Source organism: Chryseobacterium gallinarum (assembly GCF_001021975.1).
In the GTDB taxonomy this organism is placed as follows: domain Bacteria; phylum Bacteroidota; class Bacteroidia; order Flavobacteriales; family Weeksellaceae; genus Chryseobacterium; species Chryseobacterium gallinarum.
Window position 1 is genome coordinate 2,854,699 of sequence record NZ_CP009928.1, and the last position, 19,230, is coordinate 2,873,928.

The following is a 19,230-nucleotide window of genomic DNA, read 5'->3' on the forward strand; positions in this document are numbered from 1 at the left end:
AATAAAACAGGCTGTGAAAATGACTCACAGCCTGTTTTTTGTGTCACTTAATTAATCTTTCTTAAACTTCTGGGTAAATGTTTTGTCTTTGGTAAACATTTTAATGATATAATTTCCTTTAGTAAGTTCAGAAACGTTTACAGAGTTTCCTTTTGCAGTCGTAGAATTGATAATTCTTCCTGTCAGGTCATAGATTTCGGCTTTAATGATCTCTTCTTTGGATTCGATATATAAAGTATCTTTTGCCGGATTTGGATAGAGCGTAAATTGCTCAGTCTTTCTGTTGGTTTCAGAAATTGCGAGGACTTCTTTATTTTGGACACTCGTTGTGTAAGTATTGGTTATGATCGGGTGGTTATAATCAAAATAGATTTTTGCTGTATTACTGAAACTGTCACCCAGATTAAGGGTAGATTTGGTTTTTATTTTAAATGCAACATAACCGTCGTTATTGGTATCATCGAACGGAAGCTGGATATTTTCAAATATAAATTCCACCACATTAGGCTGGGTAATCTGCGTTACGAAATCATGACTGCCGTTTAATGCTACCAAAGAAGAAATATCAAATTTCGTAGTATCAATTTCATCTTTTACAACAATATTCCGGGCGTTCGCTGTTCCTGTATTTTCGAAGCGGATAAGATAATGTACATAATCTCCTACTTTTGCCTGCGTAATAGAAGCTCCTTCCAGGCAGGTTTTATCATTAGGATCGAAAGCATTAACAACCGTTTGATCCAGCGTGAATGTATTATCTGAAGGAGTTTCGTCTGTAGCTCCATTGATGTGTGCTGTATACTGAAGAAGGTCACCACCATGTAAAGCAGGAGTTTGGGTAGGGGTATTAAGTCTTAAGCTAACAATGATTTCCCTGGTTTCAAAAGGCTGAAGATTGGTGAAGTTCCAATTGATAACTCCGGTAGTCTGACTGTCTGGAGCAAGGGTTGAAGCCTGATAATCCATCAGCGTATCGTCATAGTTAAAAAGTAAAGCTCCGGATTGGGCGGCAGTTCCTTTGTTTTTGTAGATAATTTTATATCGTGAAAGAAAGCCCGGGCTGGCAGCTGTTACAGGAATAATTACTGTTTCCAGATCGTTGTGGGTTCCGTTCGGGGTCATGCAGAAATTTTGACTGAATGGGCTTGCCTGTGTTGGAAAATCTACACTGATACTGGCAGGAGAGATATTGAAATACGCCGGGTTTTCAACAACAGGAGTAATGATACTTGTTCCATCCTGTGCTGCTATTGTATAATTTCCTGAGCTGTTGGCAATGTAGCTGCTTAAGTTTGTTCCATTGGAGATTGTAAACTGTTGGAAAGATTTGGCAGGATCGCTCGCATCGCATCCATTATTATTGACGTCATATTTTGTATTGCCCTGGATAGTATATGTAGTTCCTCCCGGGATGAAGGAGCAATAGCTGTTGACTTCCGCGTTGTTTTGTCCCTGATTAACCAGCATCGCGGAAACCTGCTGGACCTTACTGGTATCGCAGCATACATACTTCAAATTGGGAAGATAAGCGGGCGCAGCAGCATAAAAGTTCATATTGGGATTGCCGTTTTTAATATTGACATTTGTAAGAATATTTCCCTGGATATTTACATATTCCAGGTTAGGATTCTGGCTTACATCAAGACTGCTCATGAGGTTCTCACTTATACTCAGGATTTGTAGCTGTGTAATCGGAGAGGTATCTAAAGAAGTCAGTTTATTGGGCCCTATCGCCATATTAATAATACCCGGAGTTCCGGTAAAATCTACTGAAGTAACCCCATTTCCACCGAAGCTGATGCTTTGCAAATTAGGTTTATTTTGAAGATCTACAGTAGTGACTAATGGGTTGTTCAGGACCAATAAATTATTCAGATTGGTAGTGTTTTGAATATTCAGCGTGTTTAGCAATGAATTGTTATCCACGTATAAGTATTCCAGTTGCGTCCTATTCGAAAGATCTAATGAGGTCAGCTTTGTTCTTTTTATACTAAAATGTTCCAGCTGGCTTAATGGATTTAAAGTAAGTGAGGTAAGGTTGGGTTTATCAATAATAATCTTTTTCAGATTGATATTATTAGACAGGTCTAAGCTTGTAAAATTAGGATTAAGAATACCGGTGTCCCCAATTTCCAGTTCTTCCAACGCCGTAAGATGAGAAATATTTACACTTGCCAGGTGCGCGTTTGTTATAATTGTCAATTTCTTTAATGAAGGATTTTGTAGGAAATCCAGGTTATAGACAAACCCCGCATTGTGGATGAGTTGGAAATTTTCAAGCTGATTACAGCCCTGGGTATTGATCTCATGCAGGCCGCTGCTGTTGATAAATAAGCGTTTAAGATTAACCATATTGCTTACATTGAGCTCATTAAGATGGCTATTTCCCTGTACGGTAAGCTGAGCAAGATTGGTAAAACTCTGAATACCGGTCAAATCCGTAATCTGGGTCTGGTTAAATGTTAAACTGGAAATATTCAAGGCTTCACTCAGCTGGATTTCACCATCATTATTGGTGTCAACAGCAGTAGGAGCCCCGCTTAAATCATTGGCAATATGGTTCCACTGATTGGCACTGACAAGTCTCTGCTTGAAGGCAGGATCAGGGATGTTTACAATTTGCGCGTTGATCGATAAATGTGCCAGTGTAAGCACAAAAAAGTAGAATTTTTTCATAGTTTGGTGATATTAGTTTTTGTAAATTTATTAAAAATATTTATTATTATGTATTTTATTTTAAATATTTTTCGTTTCTAATTGTTTATAATTTAATAATATTCGCTTTTATCGTTGATTAACTGTTATTTTTTTTCTTTTATAGTAAAGTCTTTTCATAAAAAAAACCGTAAAATTTCACGGTTTTACATTATTTTTTGGAGGGGGTTCATTATTTGATTCCGATTACTTTTTCTCAATCAGATCCAGGAATTGTTGTTCATCCAGAATTTCAATAGTTCCGATATCCTGGGCCTTTTTCAGCTTGCTACCTGCTTTTTCACCTACTACAAGATAGTTGAGGTTTTTAGATACGGCAGAAATATTTTTCCCGCCATGTTTTTCTACCATTTCCTCGGCAGCCTCTCTGGTGAACAGGGATAATTTCCCGGTGAAAAGGAAAGTCTTTCCTTCCAGTACATTAGACAATACCTCATTGGTGCTTTCTCCCTTTTCAAGCTGTACCCCATAAGATTTCAGGCGCTCAATCATCAGGATGTTTTCCGGATTGCTAAAGAAGTCAACAATACTCACGGCAATTTTAGCCCCGATGTCTTCTACCTGGCAAAGCTCTTCTATAGTAGCAGCCTTTAGTTCATCAATAGTAGGGAAGTTTTTCACCAGTTTTTTGGCAACGGTTTCCCCTACATGTTTAATCCCGATTCCGTATAATACTTTTTCAAACGGAATTTCTTTGGATTTTTCTATTCCGGTGATGATGTTCTGGGCAGACTTTTCAGCCATTCTTTCCAATGGAAGAAGCTGCTCTTTTGTTAAAACATAAAAGTCGGCTGGATTTTCAATTAATCTTTCCCTGTAAAGCTGCTCGATGGTTTCGCTTCCCAGATTTTCAATATTTAAAGCCTTTCTGGAAACATAATGGATCATTCTTCCTACTACCTGTGGTGGGCAATGAAGTTCATTAGGGCAGAAGTGGATCGCCTGGTCTTCAATTTTTACCAGCTCTGTACCACATTCGGGACAATGTTTAATATATTCTATTTCCTTGCTTTCTTCCGTTCTTTTTTCTGTATTGACTCCAACAATTTTAGGAATAATCTCACCGCCTTTTTCTACATATACAAAATCATGTTCGTGAAGATCCAGTTTTTTGATAATATCTTCATTGTGAAGGGAAGCCCTTTTGACAATGGTTCCGGCAAGCAAGACCGGTTTAAGATTGGCTACCGGAGTAATAGCTCCTGTTCGCCCTACCTGGTAAGAAACACTTTGAAGTTCTGTTTCTACCTTTTCTGCTTTGAATTTATAAGCCATTGCCCAACGGGGAGACTTAGCCGTATATCCAAGCTGTCTTTGCTGCTGTAAAGAATTAACTTTTAAAACAATTCCATCGATTTCAAAAGGAAGGGTATGCCGTTCCGTATCCCAGAAAGTAATAAACTCCTTCACTTCATCAAGGGTTCTGCATAACTTGGCCTGCTGGGAGGTTTTGAAGCCCCAGCTATGGGCTTTCTGAAGCAGCTCCCAGTGGGAGTCTGCCGGAGTTTCGTCAGAGATAAACTGATAGAGCACAGAAGATAAACCACGTTTTCTTACCTCAGCACTGTCCTGCATTTTTAAACTTCCGCTGGCTGTATTTCTGGGATTCATAAAAGGATCTAATCCATCCTCTTCCCGGAGTTTATTGATTTTGTCAAAATTCTTTCTGGTCAGGTAAATTTCTCCACGCATAAAAAAATGAGAAGGAAAATCACCTTTTAAAGTCAAAGGAATATCCGAAATGGTACGGACATTAGGAGTGATTTCATCTCCCTGAAAACCGTCGCCGCGGGTAACCGCCTGCGTCAGTTTTCCGTTTTCATAAAGAATGGAAATAGAAGCTCCGTCATATTTTAGTTCAGCAACAAACTCTACCGGACCTTCAATGGTCTTGATGATTCTCTTTTCCCAGTCTTCCAGATCATCAAAATCATATGAATTATCGAGGGAATACATTCTGAATTTATGCTGAATGGTAGGGAAAACCTTTGTGATTCCACCACCCACACGCATTGTAGGGGAGTTTTCATCATAAAATTCCGGGTGCTTGGCTTCCAGGTCCTGAAGTTCCTGCAGAAGCATATCAAACTCATAATCAGAGATGGTAGGCGTATCCAGAAGATAATAGTTTTCATTGTGCTGGTGAAGCTCTTTACGAAGCTGTTCTATCTTTTGTTGAATGTTTTCAGACATTGCTTTTCTATCTTTTGAGCAAAAATAATTAAAGTAATATAAAGTCGACATGAAAATTTTAAAACACTAAGAATATCCAAGGAATTACCATGGATATTTCCCGAGTATTTTCGCTGGTACGGCCATTTCATTCAGCAGGGTACAATATCACCTCTTAGCTGAGTATTAACGCCTTTTTGACCGTATAAATTTTACAGACTTTAAAAGATTTACGGATCTGCGTGAATAATTTCATTTAAAAAATAACACAATTAAATAGCCCAGGAAAATTAACAATACGTAATACACCTCAACGAACTGGTTGTCTATGGAATAAACAGCAGGTTAAGAATAAATTAACATGATGTTTCAATTTAATTAAAAAAATGTTAAAACTCCCTTAAACAAACAGCTCTTAAAGTCCAAATACCTTTGCACATCTAATTTGAGGAAATGAAAAAAGTAAAGATTGTATTGGGATTATTGTTTTTAGGGCTTGGAACAATGGCTTATGCACAGACTACACAGGCTTCTATTGTAGGAAAAGTTACCGGGCCTGGAAGTACAGCCCAGGAAAAAGTGAAAGTAACCATTGTAAATGAATCTACCGGGTTCAGAACTGAAACGGAGACCAACTCCAAAGGTGAATATATCTTTAAAGAAATCCCTCTGGGTGGTCCTTATACGGTGATTGTAAATGATGATAAAAAAGAAGGCTACAATGTCAACTTTGGTGATCAGGTTACCGTAAACATGGATTTGGGTGGTGAAAAGCATATTGAAGAAGTAAAAATTACCGGAAACCTTAAAAATAAAATCGGAAACTTAGGAGCAGCTACAGCTATTTCAGCCAAGAATATCAGTATGCTTCCTGTAAACGGGAGAAACTTTACCAATCTTACGGAATTATCTCCTTTGAGCGGAAAAGGAGGAAACCTGTCCGGGCAGCTGGGATCTTCTACCAACTTCACCATTGACGGGATGACAGCAAAAAACCCAACTTCTGCAGGATCTACTACCAGCCGGAGCGGGGCGCCTTTTTCAATCTCCATTGAAGCGGTACGTGAATTCAAGATTACTACCAACCAATATGATGTTACGCTCGGAAGAAGTGGCGGTGGAACGGTAAGTGCTGTTACCAAATCGGGAACAAACAAATTTTCAGGAAGTGCCTGGGAATACTTAAGAACCAACTGGCTTTCCAGCCCGTATGATATCAGGGGAAACAAGAGGCAGAATGACTTCTCTACTTCCCAGTTTGGTTTTTCATTGGGTGGTCCGATCATTAAAAATAAATTGCATTTCTTCGTAGCATGGGATCATCAGCTGGATTCAAGACCATTGATTATTGCAGACATCAGATCTCAGGAGGATGAGAAAAGATTCAATATAACCAATGAAACCCTTAATAAGTTTCTGGATATTGCCCGGTCAAAATATGGAGTAGGCAATAGTCCGCAGTTCGGAAGTTTCGATAAGGTAAGAAATTCAGATGCTGCCTTTTTACGTTTAGACTGGCAGATCAATGAAAAGCACTTACTGACGTTAAGAAACAATTTCACCTCCGATCTTAATAAAAACGGACTTGGAGATAATACCAATATCAATTTCTTTGAATCTTACGGAAATGATAAAAACCTTGATAACAGTTTATTACTGACTTTAAGATCCAATCTGAAGCCTAATTTAACCAATGAACTGAAAGCCCAGTATTTATATACTTTCCAGGATAGTTATCAAAATAATGAACTGGGTAAGCCTGTACCTAGGGCTATTGTTGAAAATATTGTTACTCCCGGAATAGGGGCAACCAATATCCAGATCGGTGGACATCGTTTCGCACAGGAAAGTTTTAGAAATAATGTATTCCAGATTGTAGACAATTTATACTACAACACAGATAAAGTAAAATACACTTTCGGTGCAGATTTAATGTACACTACTTCAAAATCTGTGTACGGAAGTGAGGTGAACGGAAAATTCTATTTCAGGGAAGATCCGAAAAAATATGACAGTAACCTTTATAACTTCGATCATCTTGCCCCTTACAGGTTTTACAGGGAAGTGCCTTTAGTAGATGATCCGTCGGTAAGGTCCAATATCTGGAATATCGGTGTTTACGGGCAGTTCCAGACTAAAGTTGCCAAAGGACTTGATTTAATGGCAGGTTTACGATTAGATTACGGAGGGTATCCGAAAGCGGAATTCAATCAAAAGTTGTATGATGAAATGGGAATCAGAACGGATAACAAGATCAAATCATTTGTGATCCAGCCAAGATTCCAGTTTGACTGGAATATTAATGAGCAGAATAAAGATTTCTTAAAGTTCGGAGCAGGGATCTTCTCTTCAGATATCAACAATTATATGATCATCAATAACCTTGTATTCGACGGAAAACACCTGGCTACTGTAGATGTGACCGGTACAGATGTTCCGGTTCCCGATTTCAACAGTTATAGAAATGATTATAATACGGTTCCTGCACTTTCCCAGAAACAGATTCCTACAATCAATTATACAGGAAAAGATGCTAAAATTCCAATCGTCTACAAAGCGAACATTTCCTATACCCACTTCTTTAATGAAAGATTCAGGGCAGGATTGGCAGCCTATATGGCTTTAGGAAGAAACAACTACTATTACTACGACAGAAATATGTATACCAATCCGGTGTTTACATTGGATAATGAAGGTGGAAGAGGGGTATTCGTTCCGACTTCAGCAATAGACGGGGCAAAAGTAGACTGGAAAGAAGGAAGAATCAATAAGAATTTCGGAAGGGTATTGGAGTTGGTAAGTGATGGTAAAGTAAATCAGTTCTCGTTTGTAGTGGATACCAGCTATCGTTACTGGAAAGACGGTGAGATCACGGCAAGTTATACATGGTCGGACATCAAAGACAATACTTCATACAACGGAAACGTAGCTAATTCCGCAACCCTCTCCACGATGATCCAAAGTGATCCGAGAAACCTAAGAATGACGTATTCTGATAACCAGTTCCGAAATAAAGTGGTCATTTATGGTAACTCGCCAACGATCGCAGGATTTACACTTGGAATAAGATATTCAGGAATCGGAGGAACACGTTTTTCAGTAACTGCGGGAGGAAATATCAATGGTGATTTTGTTGATTCAAATGATCTGGCTTATATCTTCCCTAATCTTACCCAGCCGCTTTTAAATGATCCGGAAGTAGGCAAAGCCCTGAAAAACTATATTACTGATTATAACAATCAAATTGCAGAGCGTAATGGGGGTAAGAACGGATTCTATGGAGTTTGGGACGTACGTATTGCCAAGAAAATAAAGTTTGATAAAGTAGGCGCTTTTGAGCTTTCAGTAGATATTTTCAACGTGGCCAACTTGCTGAATAAAGAATGGGGAGTTAATAAGTCTTACGGAAATATGTCCCTGTACAGAATCACAGGGTTTAACCAGGCGACCAGACAGTTTGAATATGAAAAGAATACAAGCGGCTTAGCACCTTTATCAGGAAATCCATACCAGGTCCAGATCGGGGCAAAGTATACTTTTTAATAGTATTATCTGAACCGCAAAGGCACAAAGTTATGATACCAAAATTAACGAGTCCGGATATAGAATTTGTAGGATCAGATCAGGAAGCTCCTGATTAATAGAAATTTCCGGTTTCTATCTCCAGCTTCCAGATTAGATTCATTATTCTGAGCTCAGGTTATAAAAATTAAACTTTTGTGTCTTTTGGGGTTAAAAACTTTTTAAAATAATTACCTTTATCAAAAAGTCTTAGGACTTTGTTTTAATTATTAATTTGTATTATGAAAAATTTTATCTTAGGTTTAGCAGTTGTAAGTACAGTTTTAATGAAAGCACAAACCCAGATTATCGCCCACAGAGGATATTTCCAGGCGCAGCCTCCTACAACGGAAAACTCAATCAAGTCTTTGGAAAATGCTCAGAAGCTGAAAGTCTACGGATCAGAGTTTGATGTGAGAATGACAAAAGACGGGATATTGGTGATCAATCATGATGAACATCATGGGAATATGGAAATCTCTGAAACTTCTTTCAAGGAATTAGAAGCACTGAAATTATCAAACGGAGAAAAGTTTCCTACTTTAAAAGAGTATTTGAAACAAGGAAAGAAAGATTCATCCGTAAAATTGATTGTTGAGATCAAACCGGCTAAAACCCCGGAACTGGAAAATGAAATCACCCGCAAAACCATAAAAATGATTAAGGATATGAAGCTGGAATCTCAAAGTGAGTTTATTTCTTTCAGCTTAAATATCTGCAAAGAGATTAAGAAAGTTGCGCCAACATTTAAGGTACAATACCTGAATGGAGAATTATCTCCGGAGCAGATCAAAAAAGAAGGGTTGGACGGAATGGATTATCACTACAGTGTTTTCCAGAAAAATCCTACCTGGATTTCTGAGGCTAAAACATTAGGACTTATCACAAATTCATGGACGGTAAATGATGTTGCGGTATACGATGAGCTGAAAAAACAGGGAATAGGATTTGTAACCACCAATATCCCTGAACAGCTGAAAAATAAGTAGAAATACGTAAATAAAACCAATAATTTTCCAGAGTCCGTCCTTCCAGGGGCGGGCTTTTTTTGTAAAGGCCAACAAACTTACCAGGATCATAATTCTAAACCATTAATTGTTGTAACTTTATGAATAGCTAAATTCTGTGTTTTAAAAAAAGATTGGTAATCACTTAAATGATAATGATATGGCAGCAAAATTCAAAATAGGAGATAAAGTAAGCTGGAACTCAGAAGCGGGAAAAGTATCCGGAACCATAATCAAAATTCATACTAAAAATTTTGATTATAAAGGATATACGCACCATGCAACTGAAAGTGATCCGCAATATGAAATCAAAAGTGATAAAACGGATCATATTGCCGCTCATAAAGGATCTGCTCTTACCAGAATCAGCTAGGTATTTTTACTTATATTTCAATTATTATCTCAGAGCAAGACAATAAAGATACACTAATAAACAAACATTGGAAATAGTGTTAAAAATTATTAATTCCTTAAGTGTTTGTTAATCAGTGTAATGACTAATATTGTTAAAGAATATTTAATATACTATTCAATAAACATTTAATAAACGTTAAAATGTTGTTAAAACCATACTCATAATGTCGTTTTAATTTTGCGCAAACAAAAAGGATATGCGTAAAGAGACACAAAAGTTGTTGGTTTTGTCGCTGTTAGGATTAATCAGCGTCAACCTGACAGCTCAGCAAAAAGCTAAAAAAGACACTATTAAAGGACTTGATGAGGTAGTGGTAACTGCTTTGGGAATCAAAAGGCAAGACAAGTCTTTAGGGTATTCTACCCAAACGATCAAATCAGGTGAGATTTTGCAGACTCAGAATAACAACTGGGCACAAGCGCTGGAAGGTAAAGTTGCCGGCTTGAAAATCCAGACCGCGGGGGCAGGACCTCTTGGTACGAGCAGGATTACCCTTCGTGGAGATATTTCTATGAATATGGGGAATAATGGTGCACTGATTGTGGTGGATGGTGTTCCTTTGAGTGATAAGAAAACCGGAACCGGGACCAGTGCTTACGGAGCGGGCTCCGGAGGAGATTTACCTATTGATTACGGGGATAGTTTCAACAGTATCAATCCTGAGGATATTGAAAGCGTATCCATCCTTAAGGGGCCTTCTGCGTCTGCATTATATGGTTCCCGGGGCTCCAGAGGAGCTATTATGATTACTACGAAATCAGGAAAAACCAAAAAAGGAAAAATTCAGATTACCTTAAATTCCTATTCGAGCTATGATACCGTATTGAAATGGCCGGATTATCAGTATGAATACGGACAAGGTACCCAGCAGAAAGATAAAAACGGGAATTATTACTATTCCTATGGAGCTTCCCCGGATGGCGTTAATACAGGTTCTACCAGTAGCGCTTTCGGGCCCAAATTTGACGGACAGTATTATTTCCAGTACGATCCTGCCATAGAAGGGCAGAGCCTGACAAGGCAGCTCTGGAAACCTTATAAAAATAACATCAAGGATTTCTGGCGGACAGGAGCTACCTATTCAAACAGTTTATCCGTAGACCATTCTAATGAAAACACATCATTCAGAACATCCCTTTCCTATTTGAAAAACGAATGGATGATGCCTAATACAGGGTTTAACAGACTAAATGCATCGGTATCATTAGATCACAAGCTGAGCAGTAAATTAAAAATCGGAACTAAGGTCAACTTCAGCCAGACAACAAGTGATAACCTCCCTGCAACGGGTTATAATAACCAGTCTATCTCGTATTTCATGATCTTCCAAAACCCGAATGTGGACCTTGAATGGTATAAGCCAATCTGGAAAAAAGGCCAGGAACAGGTAGATCAGATCCACCCTTTCAGTTCTTATATTGATAACCCTTACCTGATTGCTTATGAAAATTTAAATTCTACCAATAAAAAAATCCTTACCGGAAATATCAATATCAGTTACCAGCTGGCAAAAAACTTTGATGTTTATTACAAATCCGGATTGGAGTGGAGTAATGAGGTACGTACTCAAAGAAGACCCTGGAGCTCGGCCAATTATCTGAAAGGCTACTACAGGGAGCAATATATCAGATATATGGATCTCAACAATGATATCTTATTTACTTACAAGAACAGGTTCGGGGACTTTGGAGTAACAGCTTCAGCCGGAGGAAGTATCAGATATTACGAATCTACAATCAGTGATTACAGGGCTATCGGGCTTAATAAGGCGGGACTTTACCAGCTTTCCAATGCGGCATCTTTAGATAACAGGCTTCCGAAACCTAACGATACTCAGGTAAACAGTATGTATGCCCTGGCCAATTTCAGTTATAAAGATATGGTATTTGTAGATGTAACGGCAAGAAATGACTGGAGCAGTACGCTTCCGAGACATAACCGGTCATATTTCTATCCATCCGTTTCATCATCCTTTATTTTATCTGATATTTTTAAAATAAAATCCAATGATTTAAACTTCTGGAAGTTAAGACTATCATGGTCGAAAGTAGGAAATGATACTTATAATTATATGCTTGACAAGTATTATGAAAACAGCGTGTTTTCAGGATCTGTAGAGTCTCCGTTACTATATCCTAATCCGGATCTCAAACCTGAAATGATTACCAATATCGAAGGAGGAATGGATTTTACGATGTTAAAAAACAGGCTGACCTTCAACTTTACAGCATATCAGATCAATTCTAAAAACCAGTCTATTGTAATTCCTGTGCTGTATGAAACGGGATATAATAAAAGAATCATCAATTCCGGGGAGCTAAGAAACAGAGGAATTGAATTGACGTTGAGCGCTTATCCGGTCAAGAACAAAAGTTTCTCATGGAACATCAATGCCAACTGGTCTATGAACAGGAATAAAATTCTTTCTCTTCCGGATGAATTCCAGGGGCAGCCTTATACAATGGCCAGCGTTGGGGGTGTGGTGTATTATAATGCAGTGGTAGGAGGTTCCCTGGGGGATATGTATGGTTACGGGTTGATGTATTCACCTGATGGGCAGGTGATTTATGGAACCGATGGTCTGACGGCCAAACCTACGGAAGTTAAAAAAATAGGAAATGCCTATCCGAAATGGAGAGCGGGGCTTCAGAACGAATTCAGATATAAAAATTTCACAGTTAGCTTCTCATTTGACGGACAGTACAAAGGGATGGCATATTCGCAGTCTCATCACAAGATGTCTGAACAAGGAAAGCTCACTCATACCCTTGCAGGAAGAGATAATCCGGGCGGGCTGATAGTGGGGCAGGGAGTTGTTCAAAATCCTGACGGTACTTTTTCGCCGAATACAAAAGGAATTCCTGTTTCTACCTATTACGGTGATTATTACAGACGGGCCAATGTGGAAACCAATTCATTTGACACATCATTCATTAAGTTAAGAGACGCGAGAATCTCTTACTCTTTCCCGAAATCAGTAACGGAATCTTTAAAGGTGACGGATATTAACCTGGCTTTATTCGGAAGAAATCTTTGGATGTGGACCAAGTTCCCGCTATTTGATCCGGAAGCAGCTACCCTTGATGATTCTACGATTACCCCGGGTGTTGAAATGGGACAGTTACCCACTGCCAGAACAGTCGGGATTCAGTTAAATGTTAAATTCTAAAATCAGAAAAAATGAAAAAATTAATCTATATATGTTCATTCCTGGCTCTGGTGAGTACTGCTGTTTCATGCGACAGAAGCCTTGAAGAAATCAATAAAGATACAAGCCGTATCAATGAACCTGTTGCCAGCTCTTTACTGATCCCGATACAGTATAATATGGCTTCGGTAGGGTATAACAGAGCGAATGACTTTACTTTTGATATCATGCAGGTTTCTTTGGACTTCCCTAACGAAGGGAATTCATTGAGCCGATATTATATTACAGAAAATACCGGAACCGGTTTCTGGAATAATTCTTACCGGTGGCTAAAGCAGGTTGATGACCTTAAAAAAGCAGCAATTTCTGAAGGTGACAAAAACTATCAGGCAATTTCAATGGTGCTGAATGCATGGATTTATTCCAATCTTACCGATACATACGGAGATGTTCCCTATTCTGAGGCTTCACAGCTGGATAACGGGATTTTACAACCTAAATTTGACAAACAAAAAGATATTTATATAGGTCTGCTGGATGATTTAAAAGCTGCAAACGCCCTTTTTGTTACCAATAAAACCCTTTCCGGAGGCGACCTGTTTTATAAGGCTGATACGGATGCTAACGGAATTACCAATTGGAAAAAGTTTTGTAATTCTCTTTCTTTGAGGCTCTTAACAAGGATTTTAAACAGGGATGGAGAAGTAAACGTTAAGGAAAGGATTCAGGAGATTGTAAATAATCCCATCGTTTATCCCATATTTCAAAGCAATGCAGATGGGACCAAGCTGGATATTTCAGGCGTTTCGCCCTTGATGCCACCTATTGCAAGACCACAGGATTTTACCACCGGAAGAGCGGCTTCAGACTTCTTTTTACAAGCTTTAAAAGCCAATAATGATCCGCGTATACCCATGTTTTTCTCACAGGCGAGAGACCTTAATAATGTTAATATAGGATATATGGGTGCGCCATCTGGCTATCCTTTCGGAACAGTGTTTAATTACCAGCCTTCGAATCTTAATCAAAACCTGGCCAAGGCACCACTGAAAATCTTTATTTACCCTTATGCTGAACTTCAGTTTACCCTGGCAGAGCTGGCCCTGAAAGGAATTATTACCGGAAATGCAAAGACTTTCTATGAAAATGGAGTGAAGGCTGCTGTTGAACAATGGGGAGCAGTAGTTCCTGCGAATTATTTTGATAATCAGAATGTGGCTTACCAACCGGATATGAAAAGGATTATGTTGCAGAAGTATATTTCCCTTTTCTTCGTAGATCAGCAGCAATGGTTTGAAAAAAGAAGAACGGGCTTCCCGGAACTTCCAAACAACGGAGGATTGCTTAATAACGGAAATCTTCCTCAAAGGCTAATGTATCCGCCTAATCCTAAAGTATTGAATACGGCCAACTATCAGGCAGCAGTTCAGCAGATGGGTGGAGACAATATCAATGTTAAAATGTGGTGGAATAAATAAGAATAAAATAAAAAGATAAAAAATGAGTACAACTATAAAATTTTTGATGCCATGTATGCTGTTATCTGCGATGGCATTCTCCCAGTCTTCCGTTTCCGGATATGTATATGAAGACAGCAACAAAAACCAAAAAAAAGAAAACCGCGAAAAAGGAATTGAAGGAGTTGCAGTCTCTAATGGAGTTCAGGTTGTTTTAACGGATAAAAACGGAAGATATAGCCTTCCTGTTCAGGAAGATCAGACTATTTTTGTGATCAAGCCTTCCGGGTACCAAACCGCTTTAAACGGTAATAATCTGCCTCAGTTTTATTATCATCACAAACCAAAGGGGTCGCCGTCAGATTTCAAATACAAAGGAACAGCCCCGACAGGAGAACTTCCTAAAGAAGTGAATTTCCCACTGTATAAACAAAATGAAAATAAAAACTTTGACATCCTTGTCTTTGGAGATCCACAGCCTTATACTGAAAAAGAACTGGATTACTTCAAAAGAGGAATTGTGAATGAGGTTAAAAATACGAAGAAAAATGCAGTGTTGGGGATCAGTTTGGGAGACCTGGTAGGAGATAACCTGAGCTTACAGAAACCTTATGCTGATGTAATGAAAGAAATAGGGCTACCTTGGTATAATGTAATGGGAAACCATGATATGAACTACGATGCGAAAGAGGATCATCTTTCGGATGAAACCTTTGAGTCGAATTTCGGTCCTGCCAATTATTCTTTCAATTATGGAAATGTCCATTTTATTATTTTAGACGATATTTTATATCCGGATCCGAGAGATGGTAAAGGGTATTGGGGAGGATTCCGTGAAGATCAGCTTCAGTTTATTGAAAATGATCTGAAACTGGTAGACAAAAATAAGCTGATTGTTGTCTCCTTTCATATTCCTTTGGAACATAAAAATGAGGATAACTTCCGGAATGCGGATCGTCAGAAATTATTCGATTTCCTGAGCCCTTTTCAGAATGTATTGGTATTGTCTGCCCATACCCATATTCAGCAACAGATTTTTTATGGTAAAAAAGAAGGCTGGCAAGGGATGAAAGAGCTGCATGAGTATAATGTGGGAACTACATGTGGAGACTGGTATTCGGGAACACCTGATGAAGCGGGACTTCCTACTTCAACAATGAGAGACGGAACAGCCAAAGGATATTCTTTTATCAGTTTTACAGATAACCAGTATAAAGTAAAGTATAAAACAGCCGGAAAACCTGAAGATTATCAAATCAAACTATATATCCCGAAAGTAATTCCTTTTCCATCAAAAACATCAGCAAAAATATTGGCTAATTTCTTCATGGGAAGCAAAAAAGATAAAGTAGAATACAGAATAGATAATGGAAAATGGGAGGAAATGGAATACGACGAGACCATAGATCCGAATTTTGCACTTTCTGTTTTCAAATGGGATACTACAGAGAATATTTTAGCAGGCAGAAGACCTTCCAACCCTGAAATGTCAAAACATATCTGGGAAGCAGGCTTTCCGAAAAAACTTGCTTTGGGAAAACATACAATAGACGTGAGAGCAACTGATATGTATGGAAATCAATATTCCGCTTCAGAAGAATTTGATGTTCAGAATTCTATTCAGATTCCTTAAGCTTTTTAATTTTTTACTATACTTTTTTTAGATTTTGAAGCCGGTTCAGTGGGAACCGGCTTTTCTATTCCGTCAAATTTAATAAAAATTAGTATGAGCAGATGAAGGTAAAAAATTATTAAAATTGATATTCTGCTGCTCTGTACAAATGTTCTTTTGTAACTTTGTACCACGAAAAGTATTACTACTATGAATATAAACGGAAAAAATGCCATCGTAACAGGTGGTGGACGAGGATTAGGTAAAGCGGTTGCTTTAGCTTTGGCCAATGAAGGAGTGAATGTAGCGATCACGGGAAGAAACGAGGAAAACCTTAAAAATACAGTTGATGAAATCCAGAAATTGGGCGTCAATGCTGCATATGCGGTTTTCAATATTGATAATGAAGCTGCTGTAAAGGCAGGTATTAACACCTTGGCTGAAATGCTTGGCGGAGTAGATATCCTAATCAATAATGCAGGGATCGGAGATTTCGGAACATTAGAAGAAATGCCCTCTGAAACCTGGGAACAGGTGATCAAAACTAATTTGTTCGGAGTGTATTATGCAGCAAAGGCGGTATATCCATTCATGAAGGCAAAAGGAGAAGGAGATATTGTAAATGTAGCATCTACTGCAGGATTGAAAGGAGGGCCTAATATGTCAGCGTATGCAGCATCTAAGGCAGCTGTAATTTCTTTATCACAATCGATGATGGCGGAATGGAGAAAACAAAATATCCGTGTCATTACCTTGACACCAAGTACGATTGCTTCCGATATGAGTATCCAGGGAGGTCTTACAGATGGAAATCCTGATAAAGTATTACAACCTGAAGACTTTGCAGAATGGGTGAGGGATATTTTGAAAATGAACAGGAGAGCGCTGATCGCTAATGGGTCTATTTTCTCTACTAATCCATAATTTCAAATTTAAATTTAAAATTGGTAAAAAATTGACAAGCCATTAAACAGATAATTCAGAGGAAGCGGGCTTTAGCCCGCTTTATTTATGGGTTTTAGCTAAAAAGTATCATCTGTAGCTAACAATTCAACCAAAAGTCACAAAAGTTTTTAACACTTTAGTTTTTTAAGCTAAAATCATTGCGTCGAGAAGAGTACAAAAGTTTAAAAATCAAAGATTTTTATAGTCCGTTATCTGCCATTTATAAACAAAAAAATATCCTCAAACATCTGTGAACATCCGTGTCATCTGTGGTTAAAAAAAATAAACAACAAGATAAAGCCTTTAAGCAATTAGCTTTTAGATTACAAAATATCCATGCACAATTCAACCAAAAAATAAAAATCCTTCGGCTTTAGCCAAAACTTACCCCTTCCATTTTTTTAACAATAATAACATTAGTATTTTTGCAGCAAATTATACACATGCAAAATTATTTAGAATTCAATTTCAAAATTTCCCCATTACAACCCTGGAGTGAAATATTAATGGCAGAGCTTATAGAAATAGGCTTCGATAGTTTTACAGAAGAAATTGACGGAATTTTAGGATATATTCAGACGGACTTATTTAATGAAGAAGCATTGAAGGCATTGCCTCTTTTCGGGAATGAAAATGTAAAGATTGAATATTCTTTCGAAGAAATGCCTAATATCAACTGGAACGAAGAATGGGAAAAGAATTTTGAGCCTATCAATATTGATGATAAAGTATTGATCAGAGCAGAGTTCCATGAATCTGTACCGGGAATGCATGAAATTATTATTCAGCCTAAAATGTCTTTCGGAACGGGACATCATCCTACTACTCATTTGATGATCCAGCAGATGATGGATATTGATTTCCATGGAAAGAAGGTATTGGATATGGGATGCGGAACTTCTGTATTGGCAATTTATGCAAAACAGCAGGGAGCAGGAGATACCAAAGCAATTGATATTGATGAGTGGTCTGTAGAGAATTCCAAAGAAAATGCGGCCAGGAATAATGTAGGGCTGGATATTGAACAGGGTACTGCTGAAAATTTAGGAAAAGAAAACTACGATATTATTTTGGCTAATATCAATAGAAATATCTTGATTTCCGATATTCCGGCGTATGTTTCCGTATTGAATGAAGGGGGACAATTATTGCTTTCCGGGCTATGTTTCTTTGATGTAGATGATATCCTGGAGGTGTGTAAAGAAAACGGTCTTGAACTTAAAAAACAGCTGCAGCGTGAAGAGTGGGTAAGCCTGCTGCTTGAAAAATAATAAATACAATGATGAAGGCTTTATGGACGGCTTTATTTTTACTGACACTGCAGTTTTTTACAGCGCAGGAAAATGAAGTGTATGCAAATGGAATTTTTGGTTTTGAGGAAAATAAAAACCAAAAGGTTTTTACGGACTGGACAAGGGTGAGAAAGGAGCCTGATGTGAGTGCGCAAATTGCAGATTCATTGCAGACTAATTCGCAGGTAATGATCCTTAAAAAAGAAGAAAAGATTTTAAAGTTGGGGGAAAGAAGGGCCAACTGGTATAAAATCTCTTATCAGAAAGGAGGGGTAACTTCTGAAGGATATGTTTGGGGTGGAAACCTTTGTGTAGGGTACCGTAATAAAAATGGTTATGATTTCCTTTTTGGACTCTCAAAAACGATAGATAAAAAAAGCAAGGAATTGAATACTACCGAAAAGCAAAATATAGCCGGAGTGAAAGTGATGCAAGGAAATATGCTGCTTGATGAGGTATATTTTGATACAGGAAGAGAGGAAGAGCTGAGCTATGCAACCTTCGATATTGAAAGCAATCATAAGCTGCAGAATGTTGAACTGACACTGAAAGCAATGGTTTCCGGAGAAGCGTGTGGGATTGCAAGCTATGATCAGTATATCCTCTTTAAAGATAAAAAATTAATTGCGCTGCCTCAGTTGATGAATGTTGGAGATGCAGATGTGTTTTATCATAGCGAAGAGTACATTTTTCCTAATGATAAAGGGGGAATTCCCAATGCTTTTATTTTTAAAACGGAAGAGATGGAAAAAGATGATAAAGACCGTGAAAAAAAGAAACGTTCCTCTAAAATTTATCTTTGGGATGGAAATTCTTATAAGCTAAAATAATAATTGAAGAATTACATTTCGACTTTTAATGAATAACAAAAACCACTAAAATTATCATAGTGGTTTTTTTGTTGAA

11 protein-coding genes are annotated in these 19,230 nt (G+C 38.0%); 9 read left to right on the forward strand and 2 right to left on the reverse strand.

Features of this window, described 5'->3' with window-relative positions; genetic code table 11:
- Positions 1-51 precede the first annotated feature (51 nt).
- Together OK18_RS12870 and ligA are read right to left on the reverse strand one after the other, a co-directional pair.
- Positions 52-2,676 (reverse strand): DUF7619 domain-containing protein, encoded by a 2,625-nt coding sequence (locus tag OK18_RS12870; RefSeq protein ID WP_053328240.1) that lies wholly within the window; start codon positions 2,674-2,676, stop codon positions 52-54.
- A 225-nt stretch (positions 2,677-2,901) separates the two neighbouring features.
- On the reverse strand, positions 2,902-4,908 hold the full coding sequence (gene ligA, locus OK18_RS12875) for an NAD-dependent DNA ligase LigA (RefSeq protein ID WP_053328241.1): 2,007 nt from the start codon (positions 4,906-4,908) through the stop codon (positions 2,902-2,904).
- 432 nt (positions 4,909-5,340) lie between these two features.
- Between ligA and OK18_RS12880 the strand changes: the two genes are divergently transcribed.
- The 9 genes from OK18_RS12880 to OK18_RS12920 all read left to right on the forward strand — a co-directional run bounded on the left by OK18_RS12880 (position 5,341) and on the right by OK18_RS12920 (position 19,154).
- A complete protein-coding gene (locus OK18_RS12880; protein WP_053328242.1) occupies positions 5,341-8,430 on the forward strand; it encodes a TonB-dependent receptor in 3,090 nt (1,029 codons plus the stop codon).
- A 260-nt stretch (positions 8,431-8,690) separates the two neighbouring features.
- Positions 8,691-9,437 (forward strand): glycerophosphodiester phosphodiesterase family protein, encoded by a 747-nt coding sequence (locus tag OK18_RS12885; RefSeq protein ID WP_053328243.1) that lies wholly within the window; start codon positions 8,691-8,693, stop codon positions 9,435-9,437.
- Positions 9,438-9,615: 178 nt separating this feature from the next.
- Positions 9,616-9,828 carry a hypervirulence associated TUDOR domain-containing protein gene (locus tag OK18_RS12890; protein ID WP_050022584.1) on the forward strand — a complete coding sequence of 71 codons (213 nt, stop codon included), beginning with the start codon at positions 9,616-9,618 and terminating at the stop codon, positions 9,826-9,828.
- 238 nt (positions 9,829-10,066) lie between these two features.
- The gene (locus OK18_RS12895; RefSeq protein ID WP_053328244.1) at positions 10,067-13,039 is read left to right on the forward strand and encodes a SusC/RagA family TonB-linked outer membrane protein; all 2,973 of its coding nucleotides are present in this window, start codon (positions 10,067-10,069) and stop codon (positions 13,037-13,039) included.
- Between the two features lie 11 nt (positions 13,040-13,050).
- Positions 13,051-14,496, forward strand: a complete 1,446-nt coding sequence (locus OK18_RS12900; protein WP_050022583.1) for a SusD/RagB family nutrient-binding outer membrane lipoprotein — start codon at positions 13,051-13,053, stop codon at positions 14,494-14,496.
- A 46-nt stretch (positions 14,497-14,542) separates the two neighbouring features.
- Complete coding sequence (locus OK18_RS12905) at positions 14,543-16,108, forward strand: calcineurin-like phosphoesterase C-terminal domain-containing protein (RefSeq protein ID WP_082129189.1); 1,566 nt, start codon at positions 14,543-14,545, stop codon at positions 16,106-16,108.
- A 189-nt stretch (positions 16,109-16,297) separates the two neighbouring features.
- Positions 16,298-17,011, forward strand: coding sequence for a 3-ketoacyl-ACP reductase (locus tag OK18_RS12910; protein WP_050022581.1), 714 nt, complete (start codon positions 16,298-16,300; stop codon positions 17,009-17,011).
- A gap of 464 nt (positions 17,012-17,475) precedes the next feature.
- Positions 17,476-18,303 carry a 50S ribosomal protein L11 methyltransferase gene (prmA, locus tag OK18_RS12915; protein WP_050022580.1) on the forward strand — a complete coding sequence of 276 codons (828 nt, stop codon included), beginning with the start codon at positions 17,476-17,478 and terminating at the stop codon, positions 18,301-18,303.
- Positions 18,304-18,311: 8 nt separating this feature from the next.
- Positions 18,312-19,154, forward strand: a complete 843-nt coding sequence (locus OK18_RS12920; protein ID WP_228377607.1) for an SH3 domain-containing protein — start codon at positions 18,312-18,314, stop codon at positions 19,152-19,154.
- The last annotated feature ends 76 nt before the right edge of the window (positions 19,155-19,230 follow it).

What these genes read in the sequence shown, in the direction of transcription:
- OK18_RS12870 (WP_053328240.1), bottom strand. Translation starts at nt 2,676, where the DNA reads ATGAAAAAATTCTACTTTTTTGTGCTTACACTGGCACATTTATCGATC.
- ligA (WP_053328241.1), bottom strand. Translation starts at nt 4,908, where the DNA reads ATGTCTGAAAACATTCAACAAAAGATAGAACAGCTTCGTAAAGAGCTT.
- OK18_RS12880 (WP_053328242.1), top strand. Translation starts at nt 5,341, where the DNA reads ATGAAAAAAGTAAAGATTGTATTGGGATTATTGTTTTTAGGGCTTGGA.
- OK18_RS12885 (WP_053328243.1), top strand. Translation starts at nt 8,691, where the DNA reads ATGAAAAATTTTATCTTAGGTTTAGCAGTTGTAAGTACAGTTTTAATG.
- OK18_RS12890 (WP_050022584.1), top strand. Translation starts at nt 9,616, where the DNA reads ATGGCAGCAAAATTCAAAATAGGAGATAAAGTAAGCTGGAACTCAGAA.
- OK18_RS12895 (WP_053328244.1), top strand. Translation starts at nt 10,067, where the DNA reads ATGCGTAAAGAGACACAAAAGTTGTTGGTTTTGTCGCTGTTAGGATTA.
- OK18_RS12900 (WP_050022583.1), top strand. Translation starts at nt 13,051, where the DNA reads ATGAAAAAATTAATCTATATATGTTCATTCCTGGCTCTGGTGAGTACT.
- OK18_RS12905 (WP_082129189.1), top strand. Translation starts at nt 14,543, where the DNA reads ATGCCATGTATGCTGTTATCTGCGATGGCATTCTCCCAGTCTTCCGTT.
- OK18_RS12910 (WP_050022581.1), top strand. Translation starts at nt 16,298, where the DNA reads ATGAATATAAACGGAAAAAATGCCATCGTAACAGGTGGTGGACGAGGA.
- prmA (WP_050022580.1), top strand. Translation starts at nt 17,476, where the DNA reads ATGCAAAATTATTTAGAATTCAATTTCAAAATTTCCCCATTACAACCC.
- OK18_RS12920 (WP_228377607.1), top strand. Translation starts at nt 18,312, where the DNA reads ATGATGAAGGCTTTATGGACGGCTTTATTTTTACTGACACTGCAGTTT.